The sequence below is a fragment of the Streptomyces griseorubiginosus genome, from assembly GCF_017614965.1.
GTDB lineage: Bacteria > Actinomycetota > Actinomycetes > Streptomycetales > Streptomycetaceae > Streptomyces > Streptomyces griseorubiginosus_B.
Window position 1 is genome coordinate 1 of record NZ_WVUG01000213.1, and the last position, 15170, is coordinate 15170.

A 15170-nucleotide genomic window follows, 5' to 3' on the forward strand; every position below is an offset into this window, starting at 1 on the left:
GGAGGTGGCGGGCCGGGGCGAGGTCGACGTCGTCGTCCAGGAGGTCGATGACGGGGAGGGAGCGGGCGAGACCGGGGCGCTCCTTGAGCGTTCCCGCGCGGTCGAAGGCGCTCCAGGCGCCCATGACCGCCTCGCGCACCGCCCGCCAGTCGGGCCCTCCGCGCCCCTCCGTCGCGAACTGCCCGGTGTCCACGAGCAGTACCTCGGGCTGCGCGGGCGCCCTGTCGGGCCGGCGCAGCACCCACAGGTGCAGCGGGATGTTGTACGGCGGGGCCGCGCCGACGGGCAGGGCGACCACGGCGCGCAGCGCGCCCCGGCGCAGCAGGTCGGCGCGGATCCGGCGGCCCGACCGGCGGGAGGCGGCGGCCGGCGGCATGAGCAGGACGGCGGTGCCGCCGTCGCGCAGCCGGGCGAGGGCGTGCTGGACCCAGGCCAGCTCGGACTCGTTGCGGGCCGGGAAGCCGTACTCCCAGCGGGGGTCGTAGGCGAGTTCGTCGTGTCCCCAGTTGCGCTCGTTGAACGGGGGGTGGCACAGGACGGCGTCGGCCCGCAGCTCCGGGAAGGCGTCGGCGCGCAGGGAGTCACCGGCAGCGCAGCGCACGCCGGCGCGGGTGTGCAGCGCGAGGCGGAGCGCGGTGAGCGCGGCGAGGTCGGGGGCGCTGTCCTGGGCGTACAGCTCCTGGTCGGGCCGGGTGGCGACGGCACCCAGGAGGGCGCCGGTGCCGCAGGCCGGGTCGAGGAGCGTGCGGGCCGGACCGGCCAGGTCGGCCATGAGACCGGCGAGTTCGGCGGGGGTCAGCGTGTACTGGCGCGGGTTGGCGTCGAGATGCCGGCCGAGCAGGAACTCGAACGTCTGCCGCGCCCCCAGCTCGGCGGCGAGTTCGGCGGCAGCGCGAAGGAGGGGGACGGAGGGGAGGAGCTGGGGGCCGCTCGGGGTGTGAACGGCTGGGAAGGTGTTCACAGGCACCGGGTTGTTCACGGATCTCGGGCTATTCACAGGCACCGGACCGCTCACGGATCTCGGGCTGTTCACAGGCCTCCGACCGCTCACGGATCTCGGGCTGTTCACAAGCCTCGGGCCGCTCACGGAGCCCATCCCGTTCGAGAACCGCCCGGCCAGCACAGGCTCCAGCGCCTCCGGAAGCATCGCGGCCAGCCGTTCGTCCGAGCCGGCGGACGCCTCCAGCCAGACCCTCGGGCGGTCCTGGACGAGCAGCAGGGCGCAGCCCGCGTGGATGAGCGCCGCGACCGGTCCGCCCGGATGGCCCGCGAGCTGCTGCCAGACCCGCTCGCGCAACGGCACCTCGGCGAGTTTTCCCTGCTTGCGCAGCCATGCCTCGACCTCGGCCAGCGCGAAGGACGGGCTGGTCTCGGTGCCGCCGACCGGTTTCGGGAAGTCGGCGTGGCGGCGCCGCCAGTTGCTCACGGCGGCCCGGCCGACGCCGGCCAGCCGGGCGATCCCGGCGGCGGTCACCTCTGTCGCGTTGTCCTGCACCGCCGGCTCCCCTCGTCGACCGACCCGTGCCACCCTCGCGTGCACGTGTGACGCCGAGCATATCGGCGTGCGCAAGATCTACCCCTTCACACCGTGTACGCAATCATTCGCGTGAACCGTGTTGACTCGGTTCACACTGTCTGCTGTTATTGACCCGGCGAACAAGCGATGGCCGACACGCGGCGGTCGCAGGTCCGAGGGGGGAAGACATCGGCATGGGCACGAAGGGCAAGGTGGCGCTGGGCGCCGTCGTGGGGTTCGTGGTCATCGGCGTCGTGTCGGCGAACGCCGGGGCCAACGGCACCGGCACCCGTCCCGGGGCCCCTTCCGAGAACAAGGCCGCGTTCGCGGGATACGGCGACTTCCGGGTCGGGACCGACATCAAGCCCGGCACCTACCGCACCACCGGTAACGGCGACGGCACCTGCTACTGGGAGCGCGCCAGGGACGTAAGGGGTGGGACGGACACGGTGCTCGCCAACGAGCATGTGACCGGCACCAGTTACGTCACCGTCGAGCCCACCGACGGACTCTTCGTATCCAGCGGCTGCAAGGAATGGCGGGCCGTCGACACCACGGCGAGGGGCACACCCGCCACCGCCATGGCCGGCGACGGCGGCATGTTCAGAGTGGGTGCGGACATCGCGCCTGGCACCTACCGTTCCACGGGCAACGCCGACGACGCCTGCCACTGGGAGCGGACCAAGGACGCCGACCACTCGCTCGGGTCGGTCATCGCGAACAACCACGTGACCGGCACGGCCGTCGTCACCGTCAACGCCCCGGACGCCTACTTCAAGACGACCGGCTGCAAGACCTGGAAGAAGACCGGCTGACCGAGCGGGCCCAAACCGCCGCCCGAGTCACCGCCGCTCACCTCACCATCCATCACCATCACCGTCGTAACCAAGGAAGTGTCATGCGTCGTACCGCACTTGCCGCCGTCTGCCTCGTCGCGGCGGCCACCACAGGACTCACCGCCTGCCAGTCGGGGCATTCCGGTCAGGACAAGGCGGACGGCAAGGCGTCCGCCACCCCCGCGTCGAGCAGGCCCAAGGACCCCTTCGCCGGTCTGAGCGCCGCGGAGATCGCGGACCGGGCCATGACGGCCACCACCGGCGCCTCCTCGCTCCGCCTCAAGGGCGACGTCCAGGACGACGAGAGCAGCGGGACGATCAGTCTCGACATGGCGCTGAACAAGAAGACCGAGTGCGCCGGGACGATCGGCATGGGCGGCCAGGGCAAGGCCGACCTGATCAAGACGGGCGACACGGTGTACATGAAGTACGACGAGGCGTTCCTGCGCGCCCAGGGCAAGGGCGAGTCCAAGGCGGACACCGACGCCGCGGTCGCCCTGCTGGCCGGGAAGTGGGCCAAGATGTCCGCCAAGGGCTCGGACGCGAAGGACATCGCGAGCTTCTGCGACCTGGACACGGTGCTCGGCGGCGCCGAGGACGTCAACTCCGGTGACAGCGGCGGCTCTTCGGACGGTTCGGCGGACCCGACGGCGACCCGCGCGGGTACGGCGACGGTCGACGGCGCGCGGGCGGTCGTACTGAAGGTGAAGGACGGCAAGGAGAGTTACACCCTGTACGTGGCCACCGAGGGCAAGCCCTACCTGCTCCGTCTGGACAGCACGGCCAAGGACGCCGGCTCCCTCACCTTCAGCGACTACGAGCAGCCGGTTCCGGCGCGGAAGCCGGCCGGCAAGATCGTGGACCTGGACGCTCTCGGGGGCTGACCCGGGTCAGTCCGCGTGGAAACGGGCCGGCGCCTCGGTCGGGTTGCCGCCGGTGGGCAGTTTCTGGCCGGGGCAGGTCTCCAGCACCTTCTCCATGGCGGACTTCTCGGCGGCGGTCACCCACAGCCCGTACTTCTTCTTCACCGCGACCTGCCCGGCAACGTAGGTGCACCGGTAGGACTTGTTGGGCGGCAGCCAGGTCGCCGCGTCGCCGTCGCCCTTGGAGCGGTTGGTGCTCGCGTCGACGGCTATGAGGTTGAGCGGGTCGTTGGCGAGGGCTATGCGCTTGCGGGCGTCCCAGTACTTGGCGCCCTTCTGCCAGGCGTCGGACAGCGGGACGATGTGGTCGATGTCGACGAGGCTGCGGCCGCGCCGGTAGGTCACCTCCTTGCCGGAGTAGGGGTCCGACGGGAGCAGCCCGTACGACACCTTGCAGCTGCCGCTGGTGAACCTCACCTCCTTGAGGTCCCGTTTGAGGATGTCGTCGCGGGTGTCGCAGTCGTTGGAGTCGGTGTCCGCCCAGGCGGTGCCGAAGCGCTCACGGGCGTAACCGGTCTTCGGGGCCCGCCCCTTAACGGTCAGCGACTCGGCGGCCTTCAGCGCGCCCCCTCCGGCGCCGGTCTCCTGCGGTCCGCTCGAGCCCGTCCGCGTCTCCGCCTTGCATCCGGCGACGGCACACACCAGTACGACGGCGACCGCGGCCCCGCCCCTCAGACGCATCACGATGCGCCCCTCCCCTTGCTCCTCCGGTCGGCCCCCGCAGGGTGCGCCTTCCCTGGTACGGCGCCGCGCACACCGTAGCCGCAGGGCGCGCGGTGGCACTCATGAGGTCCAGACCACCGGGGACTCCGGTGGGCATACCACGCATATGGGTCGTATCGTCGTTGCTGAGTCATCTCCCAAAGGAGCTCTGCATGGGCATCTTCGACAGGTTCAAGAGCAACCGTCAGCTGCAGGACAAGGCGAAGGACATGTCCGACGCCGCCGAACGGAAGGCCAACGAGAGGACCGGCAACAAGTACGAGAGCCAGGTCGACGACGCGCAGCAGCGGATCGAGGGCCAGCTCGGCATGGACCGCGACCGGCCGGACCAGCCGTAACGCGCGAACCACCTTCCCCGCGGGCGGCCGGCGGCGCGTCAATCGGCCCCGACGGCAAGCGGGTTGAGCGCCCGCGCACGGGCTGACAGGCTCCCGCCATGGATCTGGGACTTGCGGGGAAGACGGCCTTCATCACCGGGGGAAGCGCCGGTATCGGGCTGGCGATCGGCCGGGTGCTGCGGGAGGAGGGGGCTGAGGTCACCGTCTGCGGACGGGATCCCGAGCGGCTGAAGGCGTCGGGACTGCCCGGCGTCCAGGCGGACGTCGGCGATCCGGAGGCGCTCGCCCGCGCGGTGGACGAGGCGGCCGAGCGGATGGGCGGGCTCGATCTGCTGGTGGCGAACGCCGGCGGGGCGTACGGGGGCGGGCTGCTGGACTCGACGCCCGAGGACTGGCTGCGCACCTACGAGTTGAACGTGCTGCACGCCGCCCACGCCATCCGTACCGCGGTACCGCACTTCGAGCGGCGCGGCGGCGGCAGCGCGCTGGTCGTGGCGTCGATCACGGGGTGGAAGCCGGGCCCGAAGTCGTCGTACGCCTCCGCGAAGGCGGCGGAGATCCATCTCGCCGCCACACTCGGCCAGGAGCTGGGGCCGCGCAACATCCGTGTGAACGCGCTCAGTCCGGGTTCGGTGATGTTCGAGGGCGGGGGCTGGGCCTGGTTCCGGGACAACCGGCCCGAGCGGTACGAGGCTTTCGCGCGCGAGGACTTCCCACGCGGCCGGCTGGTGGAGTTGGGGGAGGTGGCCGACGTGGCGTGCTTCCTGCTGTCGGCCCGCGCCGGTGGGATCAACGGCGCCAACATATGCGTGGACGGCGCCCAGGATCACCCGAGCGCCGGCCGCTTCTTTCCGTAGAAGTGCTGTTACTTGGGGTCCCGGTCGAACGCCGACGTGGACCAGACGTAGCCGAGGACCGTGAGACCTGCGCACCAGGTGACCGCGATCCACCCGTTGTTGCCGATGTGCGTGCCGAGGAGGAGTCCGCGCAGGGTCTCGATGGCCGGGGTGAAGGGCTGGTACCGGGCAATGGGCTGGAACCAGCCGGGCATGGAGTGCAGCGGGACGAAGGCGCTGGACAGCAGGGGCAGCAGGATCAGCGGCATCGCGTTGTTGCTGGCGGCCTCGGCGTTGGGGCTGGCCAGGCCCATGCCGACCGCGATCCAGGTGAGGGCCAGGGCGAAGAGCACGATCAGCCCGAACGCCGCCAGCCACTCCAGGACGCCCGCGTCGGTGGAGCGGAAGCCGATCGCCACGGCGACGGCGCCGACCAGGACCACGCTCATGACCGACTGCAGGACGCTGCCGACGACGTGTCCGACGAGGATGGAGCCGCGGTGGATGGCCATGGTGCGGAAGCGGGCGACGATGCCCTCGCTCATGTCGGTGGACACCGACACCGCGGTGCCGATCACGGTGGAGCCGATCGTCATCAGCAGGATGCCGGGCACGATGTAGGCCAGGTAGGCCGAGCGGCCCGCTCCCGCGCTCATCGCGCCGCCGAAGATGTACACGAACAGCAACAGCAGCATGACCGGGGTGAGCAGCAGGTTCAGGGTGAGCGAGGGGTAGCGCCGGGCGTGCAGGAGGTTGCGGCGCAGCATCGTGGAGGAGTCGCGGACGGCGAGGGAGAGGGAGTTGCTCATCGGGCGGCCTCCGTGGTCTTGTCGGTGCCGGCGTCCGTTCCGGCGCCGCGGGTGTCGGTCAGGGCGAAGAAGACGTCGTCCAGGTCCGGTGTGTGCACGGTCAGTTCGTCCGCCTCGACGTCGGCCGCGTCCAACCAGTCCAGGACGGCACGCAGTTCGCGCTGGCCGCCGTCGCTGGGGATCTGCAGGGCGAGGGCCTCGTCGTGCCGGGTGGCCTCGCCCAGGGCCGCGGCGGCCGCCCGGTAGGCGGCCGGGTCGTTGAAGCGCAGCCGGATGTGCCCGCCGGGGATGAGCCGCTTCAGCTCCTGCGCACTGCCCTCGGCGGCGATCCTCCCGTCGTGCAGGACGGCGATGCGGTCGGCGAGTTCGTCGGCCTCGTCGAGGTACTGGGTGGTGAGGAAGACGCTCACCCCGTCGGAGACGAGTTCGCGGATGATCTGCCACATGGTGTGCCGGGAGCGGGGGTCCAGGCCGGTGGTGGGTTCGTCGAGGAAGATGATCCGGGGGCTGCCGACCAGGGTCATGGCGATGTCCAGGCGGCGCTTCATGCCGCCGGAGTAGGTGGAGGCGGGCTTCTTCGCGGCCTCGACCAGATCGAAGCGCTCCAGCAGTTCGGCGGCCACCCGCCGCCCCTCGCCGCGGGGCAGGTGGTGCAGGTCGGCCATGAGGAGCATGTTCTCCTCGCCGGTGATCAGTCCGTCCACGGCGGAGAACTGTCCCGTCACCCCGATCGCGGCCCGTACCGCCTGGGGATCGGTGGCCGGGTCGTGGCCGCCGACGCGGATCTCGCCGCCGTCCGCGCCGATCAGCGTGGAGAGGATCTTGACGGCGGTGGTCTTGCCGGCGCCGTTCGGGCCGAGCAGGGAGAAGATCGTCCCCGTGGGTACGGCCAGGTCGACGCCGTCGAGTACGACCTTGTCCCCGTAGGACTTGCGCAGCCCCTTCGCCGCGATGGCCAGGTCGGTCATGAGAAGTGCCCCCTCTTTTCTCCGGCTGCGGATTACAGGCTGCGGGCGGTGATGTCGCCGTTGGCGGTGGTGGCGCGGATGTCGAGTCCGGCCGTGCCGTCGTTCATCAGGGCGTTGCTGACGCGGCCCTGGGAGGTGCCGGCGTCCAGGGAGGCGGAGACTCCGCGGGCCGCGGCGACGGAGATGTCGCCGGACCGGGTGCTCAGGACGAGCGTGCCGCGGGCGGCCTCGGCGATGCGGATGTCGCCCCGTGCGGTGCTGATCTCGGCCGAGCCGCCGAGGCGGCCGATCTCGACGTCGCCGTCGACGGCGGTGAGGCGGACGCTCGCGGCCTCGTCGAGCTTGATCCGGCGGTAGGCGCCGTCGAAGGTGACGTCACCGAGGCGGCCGACTCCGCGGAGTTCGGCGCTGGACGTCCTGGCCTCGACCCGGGAACCGGCGGGCAGCTGGACGGTCACCTCGACGGATCCGGAGGGGCCGAAGAGCTGGTTGCCGGCCTCCGGGGCCGCGATCCGCAGGACGCCGTCGGCGTAGCCGACCTCGGTCTTCTCCGCCGCCTTCACGTCCCGGCTCCGGGAGGCGTCCACGGGCCGGACCTCGACCGCGGTGTCGGTCCGGTCGGAGGCGATGAACTGGACGCGGCCCGCGGGGATGTCGAGGACGGCGGAGACGGGGGCGGGGCTGTCGAACTTCTGCATGATGCGCTCCTGTGTCGATCACTGTTTCTGACACAGGAAACGCTACGTTGCATTCAATAATCCTTCAACGTAGTTGTTGCGCACAGAATTCATTTATGCAGGTCAGATGCCATAAATCGTTGCACTGGGCAACGCCTTAACGCAACAACCACCCCGCCGTCCGTTGCAATGGGCAAGCGCTGAACGCTACGACCCCAGAATCGACGTCAGGAACTCCCCCACCCAGCCGAGCAGTTCGCGCCCGACCAGCGGCTTCCCGCCCACCTTCGCCGTCTTGGGGCGCGGTACGAGGACCTGACGCACCGCCGGCTTGATGACGGACCCGGGGTACAGGCGCTTGACGCGCAGCTCCTGCGACTCGCGCAACTCCACCGGCGCGAAGCGGATGTTGTTGCCCTGCAGGACGATCTCGCCGACCCCGCACGCGCGGGCGAGCATGCGCAGCCCGGCCACCAGCAGCAGGTTCTCGACCGGCTCGGGCAACTTGCCGTAGCGGTCGACGAGTTCCTCGCGCACGGAGGTGATGTCCTCCTCCGTGTTGACGGAGGCGATGGCCCGGTAGGCCTGCAGGCGCAGCCGCTCGCCGGGGGCGTAGTCGTGCGGGACGTGGGCGTCGACGGGGAGCTCGATCTTGACCTCCAGCGGCGGCTCCTCCTCCACCCCGCCCTCCAGGGAGGCCCGGTAGTCCGCGACCGCCTCGCCGACCATGCGGACGTACAGGTCGAAGCCGACGCCCGCGATGTGGCCGGACTGCTCGCCGCCGAGCAGGTTGCCCGCGCCGCGGATCTCCAGGTCCTTCATCGCCACGTACATGCCCGCGCCCATCTCCGTGTGCTGGGCGATGGTCGCCAGACGCTCGTGGGCGGTCTCCGTCAGCGGCTTCTCCGGCGGGTACAGGAAGTAGGCGTAACCGCGCTCGCGGCCACGGCCGACCCGGCCGCGCAGCTGGTGCAGCTGGGAGAGGCCGAAGTTGTCGCCGCGCTCCACGATCAGCGTGTTCGCGTTGGAGATGTCGATGCCGGACTCGACGATCGTGGTCGACACCAGGACGTCGTACTTCTTCTCCCAGAAGTCGACGACCACCTGCTCCAGCGTCTGCTCGGACATCTGGCCGTGGGCCGTGGCGATCCTCGCCTCGGGGACGATCTCGCGCAGCCGGGAGGCGGCCCGGTCGATCGACTCGACGCGGTTGTGGATGTAGAAGACCTGGCCCTCGCGCAGCAGTTCACGGCGGATGGCGGCGCCGATCTGCTTCTCCTCGTAGGGGCCGACGAAGGTGAGCACCGGGTGGCGCTCCTCCGGCGGGGTGGTGATCGTGGACATCTCGCGGATGCCGGTGACCGCCATCTCCAGGGTGCGCGGGATGGGCGTCGCGGACATGGTGAGCACGTCCACGTTGGCGCGCAGCTTCTTCAGCTGCTCCTTGTGCTCGACGCCGAAGCGCTGCTCCTCGTCGACGATGACCAGGCCCAGGTCCTTGAACTTGGTCTCGGAGGAGAACAGCCGGTGGGTGCCGATGACGACGTCCACCGAGCCCTCCCGCAGGCCCTCCAGCACCGCCTTCGCCTCGGTGTCCGTCTGGAAGCGGCTGAGCGCCCGTACGGTGACCGGGAACTGGGAGTAGCGCTCGCTGAAGGTCCCGAAGTGCTGCTGGACCAGCAGGGTCGTCGGTACGAGGACCGCCACCTGCTTGCCGTCCTGGACCGCCTTGAAGGCGGCCCGCACCGCGATCTCCGTCTTGCCGTAGCCCACGTCGCCGCAGATCAGGCGGTCCATCGGGACCGACTTCTCCATGTCCTCCTTGACCTCGGCGATGGTGGTGAGCTGGTCGGGGGTCTCGGCGTAGGGGAAGGCGTCCTCCAGCTCGCGCTGCCAGGGGGTGTCCGAGCCGAAGGCGTGGCCGGGCGCCGCCATCCGCGCGCTGTAGAGCTTGATCAGGTCGGCCGCGATCTCCTTGACCGCCTTCTTGGCGCGCGCCTTGGTCTTGGTCCAGTCGGCGCCGCCCAGGCGGTGCAGGGTGGGGGCCTCGCCGCCGACGTACTTGGTGATCTGCTCCAGCTGGTCGGTGGGGATGTAGAGGCGGTCGCCGGGCTGGCCGCGCTTGGCGGGGGCGTACTCGACGACCAGGTACTCGCGGGTGGCGCCCTGCACCGTGCGCTGCACCATCTCGATGTACCGGCCCACGCCGTGCTGTTCGTGGACGATGTAGTCGCCCGCCTCCAGGGTGAGCGGATCGATGGTCTTGCGGCGGCGGGCCGGCATCCGGGCGCCGTCCTTGCCGGCCGCCTTCTGCCCCGAGAGGTCGGTCTCGGTCAGGACGGCCAGCTTCAGCGCGGGGTCCACGAAGCCGTAGTCGATCGAGCCGCACGCCACGTGCACGACGGACGGCGCGATCGCGCCGAGTTCGATGTCGAGGCGCGCGGCGATGCCCTCGCCGCCCAGCACCTCGACCGTGCGGGCCGCCGGGCCGTGGCCCTCGGTGACGAACACCGTGCGCCAGCCGTCGGCGAGCCAGCCTTTGGTGTCGGCGAGCGCCTTGGCGGTGTCGCCGCGGTAGGTCTCGGGGGCGTGCATGCCGAGCTTCAGGGTGTCCGCATCGAGTTCTTCGTCGGCCGCGAAGGGCGAGACGGACCACCACATCATGTCCAGCTCACGCGCCCGGTCGCGGACATCCGCGATGGACCACAGGGAGGCCGCGCCGACGTCGATGGGGGCCTCGCCGCCGCCCGCGGTGGCCGCCCAGGATGCCTGCAGGAACTCCTGGCTGGTGGCCACGAGGTCGGCGGCACGCGTGCGGACCCGCTCGGGGTCGCAGACGACCGTCATGGCGCCCTTGGGGAGCACGTCCAGGAGCAGCTCCATGTCGTCGACGAGGACGGGGGCCAGGGACTCCATGCCCTCGACCGCGATGCCCTCGGCGATCTTGTTCAGGAGCTCGCCCAGCTCCGGGTGCTCCTCGGCGAGGGCACGCGCGCGTGCGCGGACGTCCTCGGTGAGCAGCAGTTCGCGGCACGGCGGTGCCCACAGGCCGTGCTCGGCGACCTCCAGGGACCGCTGGTCGGCGACCTTGAAGTAGCGGATCTCCTCGACGTCGTCGCCCCAGAACTCGACGCGGAGGGGGTGCTCCTCGGTGGGCGGGAAGACGTCGAGGATGCCGCCTCGTACGGCGAACTCGCCGCGCTTCTCGACGAGTTCCACGCGCGCGTACGCGGCGGCGGCGAGGGCTTCCACGACCTCGTTCAGATCGGCGGTCTGCCCGGTCCTGAGCGCGACCGGCTCCAGGTCCCCGAGCCCCTTGACCTGCGGCTGCAGCACGGACCGTACGGGCGCCACGACCACGGAGACCGGTCCGGTCTCGGGGTCGTCGGGGCGGGGGTGGGCGAGGCGGCGCAGGACGGCCAGCCGACGGCCCACGGTGTCGCTGCGGGGGCTGAGCCGCTCGTGCGGGAGCGTCTCCCAGGACGGGTACTCCGCCACCCCCTCCGGCGGCAGCAGCGACCTCAGGGCGGCCGCCAGGTCCTCCGCCTCCCGTCCCGTGGCCGTCACCGCCAGCACCGGGCGGCCGGTCTCGCGGGCCAGAGCGGCGACCGCGAAGGGGCGGGCCGCCTGGGGTCCGACCAGGTCGACGTGCATGCGGTTGCCGTCGGCCCCCGCTCTGATCGCTTCGGCGAGGGCGGGGTCCTTGACGACGGCGTCGAGCAGACCGTGCAGGCTCATTCGGTGCGGCTTTCGTCCGGGGGCGGGCAACGCGAACCACCCGACACGCGTGGCGGGCCGGGGGTTCCCAGGGTACGTCGCGCTCCGCGGTAGTGCCGGGGCCTGTGGATGTCGGCCTGTGGACACAGCTGGGGCTGTCGGGCTGTGGACACGGCTGGGGATACGAAAGACCCGGCGCCGGGACGTCCCCCCAAGGACTTCCCGGCGCCGGGCTCTCCCCCGCAACCCCCGTGTGCGGTGGTCGTACCCCCCCCCGTGACTGCCCCCCGTGGCTTCCCTACTCGGTGGCGATCGCGTTCAGGACGTTCATCCGGCCCGCCCGGAAGGCCGGGATCAGGGCGGCGACCAGGCCCACGACCGCGGAGCCGAGGAAGACCGTGATCAGCGTGGGCCAGGGGACCTCCAGGACCTTCAGGCCCTCCAGGGCGAGGAGCTTCTGGGCCGTCGCGCCCCAGCCCATGCCGAGGCCCAGGCCGAGCAGGGCGCCGAAGAGGGCGATGACCACGGACTCCATGCGGATCATCCGGCGCATCTGGCGGCGGGAGAGACCGATGGCCCGCATCAGGCCGATCTCCCGGGTCCGCTCGACCACCGAGAGGGCGAGTGTGTTCACCACACCCAGGATCGCGACGATGATCGCCAGCGCCAGCAGCCCGTAGATCATGTTGAGCAGCTGCCCGATCTGATCCTTGAGGGCCTGCTTGTAGTCGGTCTGGTCGCGCACCTTGTACTGCGGGTAGTCGTGCAGCGCGGACTTCAGCGACTTGTACGCCGTGTCCTGCTGCCCGTCCTTGGCGGTGGCGAAGACCAGCTGGTCCAGCGGCATCTTCTCGGCCGGCACGTACTTGGCGAGCGTCGCGATGGAGGTGTACTTCGAGCCCGCGTCGATCAGCCCGTCGTTGCTGGTGATGGCCCGGACCGTCAGGTTCGCGGTGGCGCCGTCCTTGAAGGCGATGCGGATCTTCGAGCCCAGGTGGACGCCGTGCGCCTTGGCGAACTTCTCGTGCACCGACATCGAGTCGGGCAGGTAGGCGTCCTTGAGGTTCCCGGCGACGGTCTTGACCCGCAGGTCCGTCGCGTACGTCGGGTCGGCCGCCGTGATGTCGGTGTCCTTGAGCGTCCTGCCGTCCGGGGTGGTGTAGTCGGCCTCGGTCGTCTTGTACTCGGTGACCCGCTTCAGGCCCGGCGTCGACTTCACGGCCCTGACCGCCTGCGGGGTGATCATCTGGCCGCTGTCGGACTGGATGATGAAGTCCGTGCCGACGGTCTTGTCGAGCTGGTCCGTCGCCGAGGCGACCATCGAGGAGCCGACCACCGACAGACAGGCGACCAGCGCGAGCCCGATCATCAGGGCGGCGCCCGTGGCGCCCGTACGGCGCGGGTTGCGCAGCGCGTTGCGCTCGGCCATCCGCCCGACCGGTCCGAAGGCCCGCAGCAGCACGGCGCCCAGGACCCGGACGACACCGCCCGCGAGCAGCGGGCCGATCACCACGAACCCGATCAGGGAGAGCACCACGCCCAGGCCCAGCCAGAGCGAGCCGCCGGTCGCCTTGTCGGCGGAGGCGGCCAGGTAGAGGGCGAAGCCGCCGCCGGCGGTCAGCAGCGTGCCCAGCACGGCCCGTACGGCACCGGCCTTGGCGTCGGCGGGGGCGCCGGCGTCGCGCAGCGCGGCCATCGGGGAGACCTTGCCGGCCCGGCGGGCGGGCAGGTACGCGGCGAGGACGGTGACGACGACGCCGAGGACGAGACCGACGACCGGGGTGGTCCAGGCGACCGTGAGGTCCGCGGTGGACAGGTGCATGCCCAACTGGCCCATGATCTTCATCAGGCCGACCGCGAGTCCGACGCCCGCGCCGACGCCGAGGACCGAGCCGGTCACGCCGAGCAGCAGCGCCTCGGCCAGCACCGACCGGTTGACCTGCTTGCGGCTGGAGCCGATGGCCCGCATCAGGCCGATCTCCCTCGTCCGCTGGGCGACCAGCATGGAGAAGGTGTTGATGATCAGGAAGATGCCGACCAGGAAGGCGATCCCGGCGAAGCCGAGCATCGCGTACTTCATGACGTTCATGAAGCTCTCGACGTCCTTCTGGTTGGCGTCGGCGGTCTCCTTGGCGGTCTGCACCTTGTAGTGGGTGCCGAGCGCCGAGACCACGTTCCGCTTCAGCTGGTCGTCGCTCACCCCGGAGGCGGCGGTGACGTTGACGTTGGTGAAGACACCGGTCTTCCCGACGAGCGTCTGCTGGGCGGTCCTGGTGTCCAGGTAGAAGATCGCCGCGCCGGGGTTGGTGACCTGGAAGGAGGCGATGCCGGAGATCCGCGCCTCGTGCGTGCCGACCGCGCTGATCACGGCCAGCGAGTCACCGAGCTTGAGGTGGTGCTTGTCGGCGGTGTCCGCGTCGACCATCACCTGGTCGGAGCCCTGGGGCGCCGCACCGGAGGTGATCTTCATGGTGCGGGCGTCGTTGCCGTTCCAGCTGCCGACGATGGTCGGGGCGCCGCTGGAGGGCGAGAGGTTGTCCTTCTTGGCGTCGACGACGGTCACCGAGGTCGAGAAGACGGTCCCCTCCGCCGCCTCTACGCCCTGCGCCGACTTCACCCGGGCGACCACGGAGGCCGGCATGACCGGCGGTTTGCCGTTGTCGGAGGTGGTCTCACCGCTGTCCGAGGCGCCCTTCGCGCTGACCGTGACATCGGAGGAGGTGGCCGCGAACAGCTTGTCGAAGGTGGTGTTCATGGTGTCGGTGAACACCAGCGTCCCGCAGACGAAGCCCACCGACAGCAGCACGGCGATCGCGGAGAGGGCCATGCGCCCCTTGTGCGCGAAGAAGTTGCGCATCGACGTCTTCATGACGGTCATGACGTACGCCCCCGGGCGTCGAAGTCCTTCATACGGTCCAGGACGGCCTCGGCGGTCGGCTTGTACATCTCGTGGACGATCCGGCCGTCGGCGAGGTACAGCACGCGGTCCGAGTAGGAGGCGGCGACCGGGTCGTGCGTGACGATGACGATGGTCTGCCCGAGCTCGTCCACGGACTGCCGCAGGAAGCCCAGCACTTCGGCTCCCGCGCGCGAGTCGAGGTTTCCGGTCGGCTCGTCACCGAAGATGATCTCGGGTCGGGCGGCCAGCGCGCGGGCCACGGCGACGCGCTGCTGCTGTCCGCCGGAGAGCTGGGTGGGCCGGTGCTTGAGCCGGTCCGCGAGGCCGACGGTGTCCACCACGCGCGCGAGCCACTGCCGGTCCGGCTTGCGGCCCGCGATGTCCATCGGCAGCGTGATGTTCTCGATCGCGTTCAGCGTGGGCAGCAGGTTGAACGCCTGGAAGATGAACCCGATCCGGTCCCGCCGCAGCTGGGTGAGCTTCTTGTCCTTCAGCCCGGTGATCTCGGTCTCGTCCAGGTAGATCTGCCCGCTGGTGACGGTGTCGAGCCCGGCGAGGCAGTGCATCAGGGTGGACTTGCCGGACCCCGAGGGGCCCATGATCGCGGTGAACTGGCCGCGGGCGATGTCCACGTCGACATGGTCGAGGGCGACGACGCGGGTCTCCCCGGCCCCGTACGCCTTGACGACCTGCCGCGCCCGCGCGGCGACGGCCGTCCGTCCTCCAGTGCCCCCGTGCCTGGGAATGGTCACGGCCGAAGTCATGGTAAGTCTCCTATGTCGGGCAGCCGATGACACCGGGCTGCCTGCGGATGAGCTGTGCGGATCGCTACGTCGATGAGTCTGGCGTCGAAGAGGGGTCCCGCGCGCTGGTGCTCGGCACCCTCTTGTACGGGGGTAAACCCCACCCCCGCCGGTTCGGTGAACCG

12 protein-coding genes are annotated in these 15170 nt (G+C 70.7%); 4 read left to right on the top strand and 8 right to left on the bottom strand.

Annotated features, from left to right (window positions below; all coding sequences use genetic code 11):
- The coding region (locus tag GRC12_RS30675; RefSeq protein WP_208782802.1) for an N-6 DNA methylase at positions 1–1495 on the bottom strand (1495 nt) is incomplete at its 3' end.
- Between the two features lie 215 nt (positions 1496–1710).
- Between GRC12_RS30675 and GRC12_RS30680 the strand changes: the two genes are divergently transcribed.
- Together GRC12_RS30680 and GRC12_RS30685 are read left to right on the top strand one after the other, a co-directional pair.
- A complete protein-coding gene (locus tag GRC12_RS30680) occupies positions 1711–2331 on the top strand; it encodes a hypothetical protein (protein ID WP_208782803.1) in 621 nt (206 codons plus the stop codon).
- An 83-nt stretch (positions 2332–2414) separates the two neighbouring features.
- Entirely contained in the window at positions 2415–3236 is an 822-nt protein-coding gene (locus GRC12_RS30685) for a hypothetical protein (protein ID WP_208782804.1), read from the top strand.
- Positions 3237–3242: 6 nt separating this feature from the next.
- On the opposite strand, the gene GRC12_RS30690 is transcribed toward GRC12_RS30685, so the two are convergent.
- Complete coding sequence (locus GRC12_RS30690; protein ID WP_208782812.1) at positions 3243–3956, bottom strand: HNH endonuclease family protein; 714 nt, start codon at positions 3954–3956, stop codon at positions 3243–3245.
- Between the two features lie 194 nt (positions 3957–4150).
- Here GRC12_RS30690 and GRC12_RS30695 point away from each other — a divergent pair, with 194 nt between their 5' ends.
- Both GRC12_RS30695 and GRC12_RS30700 read left to right on the top strand, forming a co-directional pair.
- Complete coding sequence (locus GRC12_RS30695) at positions 4151–4336, top strand: antitoxin (RefSeq protein ID WP_133045916.1); 186 nt, start codon at positions 4151–4153, stop codon at positions 4334–4336.
- Positions 4337–4434: 98 nt separating this feature from the next.
- Positions 4435–5193 (top strand): SDR family NAD(P)-dependent oxidoreductase, encoded by a 759-nt coding sequence (locus GRC12_RS30700; RefSeq protein WP_208782805.1) that lies wholly within the window; start codon positions 4435–4437, stop codon positions 5191–5193.
- Between the two features lie 8 nt (positions 5194–5201).
- On the opposite strand, the gene GRC12_RS30705 is transcribed toward GRC12_RS30700, so the two are convergent.
- From GRC12_RS30705 to GRC12_RS30730, 6 genes are all read right to left on the bottom strand, one after another.
- Complete coding sequence (locus GRC12_RS30705; protein ID WP_208782806.1) at positions 5202–5981, bottom strand: ABC transporter permease; 780 nt, start codon at positions 5979–5981, stop codon at positions 5202–5204.
- Positions 5978–6949 (bottom strand): ATP-binding cassette domain-containing protein, encoded by a 972-nt coding sequence (locus GRC12_RS30710; protein ID WP_208782807.1) that lies wholly within the window; start codon positions 6947–6949, stop codon positions 5978–5980. The genes GRC12_RS30705 and GRC12_RS30710 overlap by 4 nt, the downstream gene beginning before the upstream one ends.
- A 32-nt stretch (positions 6950–6981) precedes the next feature.
- The gene (locus GRC12_RS30715) at positions 6982–7647 is read right to left on the bottom strand and encodes a DUF4097 family beta strand repeat-containing protein (RefSeq protein ID WP_208782808.1); all 666 of its coding nucleotides are present in this window, start codon (positions 7645–7647) and stop codon (positions 6982–6984) included.
- A gap of 186 nt (positions 7648–7833) precedes the next feature.
- On the bottom strand, positions 7834–11364 hold the full coding sequence (gene mfd, locus GRC12_RS30720; protein WP_208782809.1) for a transcription-repair coupling factor: 3531 nt from the start codon (positions 11362–11364) through the stop codon (positions 7834–7836).
- Between the two features lie 277 nt (positions 11365–11641).
- The gene (locus GRC12_RS30725; protein ID WP_208782810.1) at positions 11642–14221 is read right to left on the bottom strand and encodes an ABC transporter permease; all 2580 of its coding nucleotides are present in this window, start codon (positions 14219–14221) and stop codon (positions 11642–11644) included.
- Positions 14218–15006 carry an ABC transporter ATP-binding protein gene (locus tag GRC12_RS30730; protein ID WP_208782811.1) on the bottom strand — a complete coding sequence of 263 codons (789 nt, stop codon included), beginning with the start codon at positions 15004–15006 and terminating at the stop codon, positions 14218–14220. The genes GRC12_RS30725 and GRC12_RS30730 overlap by 4 nt, the downstream gene beginning before the upstream one ends.
- Positions 15007–15170: the final 164 nt, after the last annotated feature.

What these genes read in the sequence shown, in the direction of transcription:
- GRC12_RS30695 (WP_133045916.1), top strand. Translation starts at nt 4,151, where the DNA reads ATGGGCATCTTCGACAGGTTCAAGAGCAACCGTCAGCTGCAGGACAAG.
- mfd (WP_208782809.1), bottom strand. Translation starts at nt 11,364, where the DNA reads ATGAGCCTGCACGGTCTGCTCGACGCCGTCGTCAAGGACCCCGCCCTC.
- GRC12_RS30715 (WP_208782808.1), bottom strand. Translation starts at nt 7,647, where the DNA reads ATGCAGAAGTTCGACAGCCCCGCCCCCGTCTCCGCCGTCCTCGACATC.
- GRC12_RS30690 (WP_208782812.1), bottom strand. Translation starts at nt 3,956, where the DNA reads ATGCGTCTGAGGGGCGGGGCCGCGGTCGCCGTCGTACTGGTGTGTGCC.
- GRC12_RS30680 (WP_208782803.1), top strand. Translation starts at nt 1,711, where the DNA reads ATGGGCACGAAGGGCAAGGTGGCGCTGGGCGCCGTCGTGGGGTTCGTG.
- GRC12_RS30730 (WP_208782811.1), bottom strand. Translation starts at nt 15,006, where the DNA reads ATGACTTCGGCCGTGACCATTCCCAGGCACGGGGGCACTGGAGGACGG.
- GRC12_RS30700 (WP_208782805.1), top strand. Translation starts at nt 4,435, where the DNA reads ATGGATCTGGGACTTGCGGGGAAGACGGCCTTCATCACCGGGGGAAGC.
- GRC12_RS30705 (WP_208782806.1), bottom strand. Translation starts at nt 5,981, where the DNA reads ATGAGCAACTCCCTCTCCCTCGCCGTCCGCGACTCCTCCACGATGCTG.
- GRC12_RS30725 (WP_208782810.1), bottom strand. Translation starts at nt 14,221, where the DNA reads ATGACCGTCATGAAGACGTCGATGCGCAACTTCTTCGCGCACAAGGGG.
- GRC12_RS30710 (WP_208782807.1), bottom strand. Translation starts at nt 6,949, where the DNA reads ATGACCGACCTGGCCATCGCGGCGAAGGGGCTGCGCAAGTCCTACGGG.
- GRC12_RS30685 (WP_208782804.1), top strand. Translation starts at nt 2,415, where the DNA reads ATGCGTCGTACCGCACTTGCCGCCGTCTGCCTCGTCGCGGCGGCCACC.